Raw genomic sequence first — 5,177 nt, 5'->3', positions numbered from 1 at the left:
TTATATTGTCATATATGGAGACTTGCAGTGAGCTCGCCGAAGTCGAAACCGGCTCTTGAACGACTCGGTCGCGATATTCGCGGCGCGCGTCTGCGCAGAGGCATGGCTGTCGCCGATCTGGCGATCCGCGCCGGGGCGTCGGCCAGCACGCTCGCGCGTCTCGAGAAGGGCGATCCTGGCGTTGCCCTGGGAACCTTGGCCGACGTTCTGGTGGTCCTCGGGTTGATCGAACGGCTGGCTGATCTGATCGATATCCGGACAGATGATCTGGGCCTGACCCTTGCAAAGGAGCAGGCCCCCAAGCGCGGACGCACCGTCAGCTACATGGATCGACGCAAGCGCGCCATTGGAACAGGCCTCACGGTGACGGAGGATATTGTCGATCCAGATGGCGCAGCCTTCTGATGGGGGTTTTCAGCGCCGGAGTCGCGCTTGGCGCGAACCTGACCGCTGTAGGCCAACTGCGGTTCACGCAATCGGGGCCGCGCCAGTTCTCAACCTTCACCTACGACCAGGCCTGGATCGAGAGCGCGCGCGGCTTTGCCTTGCAACCGGACATGCCCCTGGACGGCGGGCCGGTTCACTCGGCGGGTCAGTCCGGACATATGCGCGAAGCCCTGGCAGGCGTCTTTTCGGATGCCGCACCCGACACCTGGGGACGCCGTCTCCTTGAGCGGGCCTATGGCGCCGGTCTTTCCGAGTTCGAATACCTCACCCTGTCCGCCGACACCTGCCGCCAAGGTGCGCTTCGCTTCCTTGATGACCAGGGCGAGGTCATTCGCGGGGCGGCCGAGACCGTTCCCCGTCTGGTGGACCTGGAGGCGATCACCGCCATCGCAAGGGCCTATGAACAGGGCAAGGACGTCTCGGCTGCGGACTTGCAGGCTCTGGCTGGCGCCGGCGGCTCGGGCGGTGCGCGGCCCAAGGCCAACGTGCGGGACGGCGAGACTCTCTGGCTGGCCAAGTTCACATCCGCACATGACCAGGCTCCTATCGAACGGGTCGAAGTCGCCACACTCCGGCTCGCCCGGTTGTGTGGGATCCGAACACCCGAGGTCAGGCTTGAACTGGCGGCGAGCGCCTTCCCGGTGGCCCTGGTTCAGCGGTTCGACCGGCGGCAAGCCGCCCGTATTCCCTATATCTCCGCGCGAACCGCGCTGCGCAAGATCGGCGCTGAACTCGGGTCCTATACGGAGATTGTCGATTTTATCCGGATGGCTGCGGCCGATCCGGCGGCTGATTTCCGGGAACTCTTTCTCCGGATGATCTTCACCATCCTCGTCTCCAACAAGGACGATCACCTCAAGAACCACGGCTTCATCTATGTCGGCGGCCAGCAGTGGCGCCTGTCACCGGCGTTCGACATCAACCCGGCGCCCGACCGTAACCCACATCTGGAGACCGCCATCATGGAGGGCGGTCCGCACGACCGATCCATCGCTCTCGCGCTGGAGGCGTGTGAATTTTTCGAGATCACCGAGGCGGCGGCCAGGATTTTGATCCGTGAGACCGCTGTACGGATCAGCGACGCCTGGCGCGAGGAGTTCCGCAAGGTTGGAGTAACCGGCAATCAGGCCCGTGCCTATGAGCCCGCCTTCGCGCACGACGAACTCGAGGCCGCTCTTCAGCTCTGATTGTCATATATGACAGTTTAAGAGCTCCGAAGCGCCAGATATGACAAAATGGGGTTGTCGAGGGTCGCCTCGGCTTCGCGTCTCAGACGCGGTAGAAGTCGCGGTACCAGTCGACGAACCGGGTCACGCCGACGTCGATCGGGGTTCGGGGCTCGTAGCCAAGCGCGGCGCGCGTCTCCGACACATCCGCTTCAGTGCGGGTCATCTCGCCGTCCTGGGTCGGCATGATGTTGAGGATCGCTTTGTGACCCAACGCCTGTTCCAGCACCTCGATGTAGCGCGATAGCGGTTCGCGGCGGCCGGCACCCAGGTTGAGGATGCGCCATGGCGCGACGCCGCTGGTCGCAGGCGAGGGGCTGTCGGCGCGCCAGTCCGGGTCACGGGCGGGCACGTCGTCCAGGGCGGCGACCACGCCGTCGACGATATCGTCGACATAGGTGAAGTCCCGCTCCATGGCTCCGTCGCCATAGACGTCTATGGGACGGCCCTCAAGGATGGCTTGCGTGAATTTGAAGAGCGCCATGTCGGGTCGTCCCCACGGCCCATAGACGGTGAAGAACCGAAGGCCCGTGCAGGGCATGCCGAAGATGTAGGCATAGGCGTGGGCCATGGCCTCATTGGCGATCTTGGTGGCCGAATAGACGTTCAGCGGATGCGCCACGCCTTGCCGAACCGAGAAGGGCAGGGCGGTGTTGGCACCGAACACCGAACTGGTCGAGGCGAACACCAGATGCTCGGCACCGATCGCCCGCGCGCCCTCCAGCACCGTCAGGAAACCGACCACGTTGGAGTCGACATAGGTCTCGGGGTTTTCGACGCTGTAGCGGATGCCGGCCTGGGCGCCGGGGTGGACGATGCGGCGCGGGCTGTGCCGGGCGAACATGACCGCCATGCCGTCGCGGTCGGCCAGATCCAGGGTGTGGTGGATATAGCCGGGCTGAGCCAGCAGCAGGTCCAGCCGGGCCTGTTTCAGCGCCGGATCGTAATAGGCGTTGAGGTTGTCGACGCCGATCACCGTCTCGCCGCGCGCCAGCAGGCGCTGCGCGGTGTGAAAGCCGATGAAGCCGGCGGAGCCGGTGACGAGGACGGGGCCCTTGACGGTCATGCCGTCTCGTTAGCCCCGCCCGCCGTTGCGCGCCAGCACCAGTCCCGCGAGGGGCGGCAGTGTCCCGGGCGTCGCCTGCGCCATATTGACCGCCTCGATGACACGCAAGCCGTCCGGCAGCGTCCAGGGCAGCGCGGCGTGACCGAGGTTGAAGACACACATCAGGACTTGTTCGCCCAGCGTCCGCTCGAAGCACATCAGGGTGTCGTCCGCGCCGAGCAGCCGCATCTCGCCGCGCCGGAGCACCGCATGACGTTGGCGCAGGGCGACCAGTCGTCGTGTCGCATGGAGCATGGACCCTGCGTCGCCTTCCTGACAGTCCACGGACAGCGGCAGGTGCCGCGCATCGATGGGCAGCCATGGTTCGACGGTCGAGAAGCCGGCGTGGGGCGCGTCGGCCGTCCACGGCATGGGGGTGCGGGCACCGTCGCGGCCCAGCGTCCGGGGCCAGTTGGCGATGGCCTCGGGATCGACCAGACGCTCGAACGGCACCTCGGCCTGGGGCAGGGCCAGTTCCTCGCCCTGATAGATGAAGACGTTGCCGCGCAAACACATCAGCAACAGCATCGCCATCTCGGCGAAGGCCCGCGGATCGCGACCCTCGGCCCAGCGCGACACGGCGCGCGGCGCGTCGTGATTGGAGAAGGTCCAGGACGGCCAGCCCTGACCGTCGAGGCCATGCCAGGCCTCGGCCCCTTTCCGCACCAGCGCCGCTGTCAGGGCGGGGGCATAGAGGTAGAGGAAGCCATAGGCGCTGTTCAGGTGGTCGTCGCCGTGGGTGAAGGCCCGCATCTCGCGCTCGGCGTGGTCGCCGGCGACCTCCGCCACGCTGAAGCGACCGCCATAGCCGTCGATCAGGCTCCGGACGCGCGCCAGGAAATCGGCGATCCCGGGGTGGGACTGGTTGTGGAGCTTGTCCTGGAAATCGAACGGCCGCGTCCGCTTGCCGCCGGGCGGCAGGGGCGGATTGTCCGTCAGCCCGGGGTCGTGCATGGCGAAATTGATGGCGTCGAAGCGGAAGCCGTCGACGCCCCGATCCAGCCAGAAGCGGGCAACGTCCAGCAGGGCGTCCTGCACCGCGGCCTCGTGCAGGTTCAGCTGGGGCTGCTCGGGCAGGAAATTGTGCATGTAATACTGGCCGCGCCGGGCGTCCCAGGTCCAGGCCGGGCCGCCGAACACGGACTGCCAGTTCGACGGCGGAGACCCGTCTGTCTTCGCATCCGCCCAGACGTACCAGTCGGACCTGGAATTGTGGCGCGACTGGCGGCTCTCGCGAAACCAGTCGTGCTGGTCCGAAGTGTGGGCCAGGACCAGGTCGGTAATGATCTTCAGCCCCAACCGGTGCGCCTTGTCGATCAGCGCGTCGAAGTCGCCCAGTACGCCGAACACCGGATCCACATCGCAATAATCGGCGACGTCATAGCCGAAGTCCTTCATCGGCGAGGTGAAGAAGGGCGACAGCCAGACGGCATCGACGCCCAGGGAGGCGATGTGGTCCAGACGAGCGGTGATGCCCTTCAGGTCGCCGATCCCGTCGCCGTTCGAGTCGGCGAAGCTACGCGGATAGACCTGATAGACGACCGCGCCACGCCACCATTCGGCGTCGGCGTCGGCGGGGATGGCGGAGGCTTCGATAGACATAGGGACACCCTCAGCGTCTCGGCCTCGCCGTCAAGGCTGGACGTCGATCATGAGAGCGACGCCGCTTTGCGCCCACTTCTGGTCACGGCTCGACTCAAGGCGCTCTACACAGCCGGATTTGTCCCACCGAACCCCGGGAACACGCAAAGGCCGGCGGGGCATCCCCGACGGCCTTTGCGTGTTCGGCATCGGGCGCCTTATCGTGGGGCGAAGAGCATAGTGCGTAGGGCGTGGTGCGCGGCGTGGAGAGTGCAATGATCGGCATATTGAGGCGCGCAGGCTTGACTGGTCTTCTGCTGGTCCTGCTGGCGGGGCCCGCGCTGGCCGAGGTGACGGTGACCTTCTACGCCCATCCCGGCGCGCGGGTTCGCGACGGCTATCTGCTGTTTCCCCACGCCTATGTCCACGCCAAGGGTTCGCTGGACGACACCGGCGAGGCCGTGGACTGGGCGGCCGGTTTCACGGCGAAAAGCCCGGGGCCGCATCTGCTGCTGATGCGCGGGGGTGGCGTCGTGACCAGTCCGGACGCGCGATACATCGAGGAGGGCCAGCCGCATCTAACCCTGACCGTTGATGACGCGACCTACCGCGCCCTTCGCCAACGCTCCGACTGGTGGAACAGCCCGGAGGGCTCCGTCTACGACCTGCGTCGGCGTAACTGCATCACCTATATCGCCGATCTGGCCCGTGTCGTCGGCCTTTCGACCGCCGCAGAGCCTTCGATGAAGCCGGGAACCTTCCTCGAGGCCACGGCCGCGCTCAATCCCGCCGCCGCGGTGCGAGAAGCCGCGCCCGCC

At 66.2% G+C, this 5,177-nt stretch carries 5 protein-coding genes; 3 read left to right on the top strand and 2 right to left on the bottom strand.

The annotated features are described in order from the left end of the window. Window positions 1-27 precede the first annotated feature (27 nt). Window positions 28-405 (top strand): multiprotein-bridging factor 1 family protein, encoded by a 378-nt coding sequence (locus ACESMO_RS09570; RefSeq protein WP_372707933.1) that lies wholly within the window; start codon window positions 28-30, stop codon window positions 403-405. Further along, the gene (locus tag ACESMO_RS09565; protein WP_372707932.1) at window positions 405-1,634 is read left to right on the top strand and encodes a type II toxin-antitoxin system HipA family toxin; all 1,230 of its coding nucleotides are present in this window, start codon (window positions 405-407) and stop codon (window positions 1,632-1,634) included. Before ACESMO_RS09570 ends, ACESMO_RS09565 begins: the two co-directional genes overlap by 1 nt. Before the next feature lie 82 nt (window positions 1,635-1,716). Here the strand turns inward: ACESMO_RS09565 and ACESMO_RS09560 are convergent, their stop codons facing one another. Further along, window positions 1,717-2,739, bottom strand: coding sequence for an NAD-dependent epimerase/dehydratase family protein (locus ACESMO_RS09560; RefSeq protein WP_372707931.1), 1,023 nt, complete (start codon window positions 2,737-2,739; stop codon window positions 1,717-1,719). 9 nt (window positions 2,740-2,748) lie between these two features. Then, on the bottom strand, window positions 2,749-4,380 hold the full coding sequence (locus ACESMO_RS09555; RefSeq protein WP_372707930.1) for an alpha-glucosidase: 1,632 nt from the start codon (window positions 4,378-4,380) through the stop codon (window positions 2,749-2,751). 281 nt (window positions 4,381-4,661) lie between these two features. Between ACESMO_RS09555 and ACESMO_RS09550 the strand changes: the two genes are divergently transcribed. Then, the coding region (locus ACESMO_RS09550) for a hypothetical protein (protein WP_372707929.1) at window positions 4,662-5,177 on the top strand (516 nt) is incomplete at its 3' end.

It is taken from the genome of Brevundimonas sp., from assembly GCF_041688735.1.
In the GTDB taxonomy this organism is placed as follows: Bacteria; Pseudomonadota; Alphaproteobacteria; order Caulobacterales; family Caulobacteraceae; genus Brevundimonas.
This window is presented reverse-complemented; position numbering and strand designations above follow the sequence as displayed.

Bases quoted from the DNA above. Each gene is read 5' to 3' on its own strand.
- ACESMO_RS09565 (WP_372707932.1), top strand. From the start codon at position 405: ATGGGGGTTTTCAGCGCCGGAGTCGCGCTTGGCGCGAACCTGACCGCT.
- ACESMO_RS09560 (WP_372707931.1), bottom strand. From the start codon at position 2,739: ATGACCGTCAAGGGCCCCGTCCTCGTCACCGGCTCCGCCGGCTTCATC.
- ACESMO_RS09555 (WP_372707930.1), bottom strand. From the start codon at position 4,380: ATGTCTATCGAAGCCTCCGCCATCCCCGCCGACGCCGACGCCGAATGG.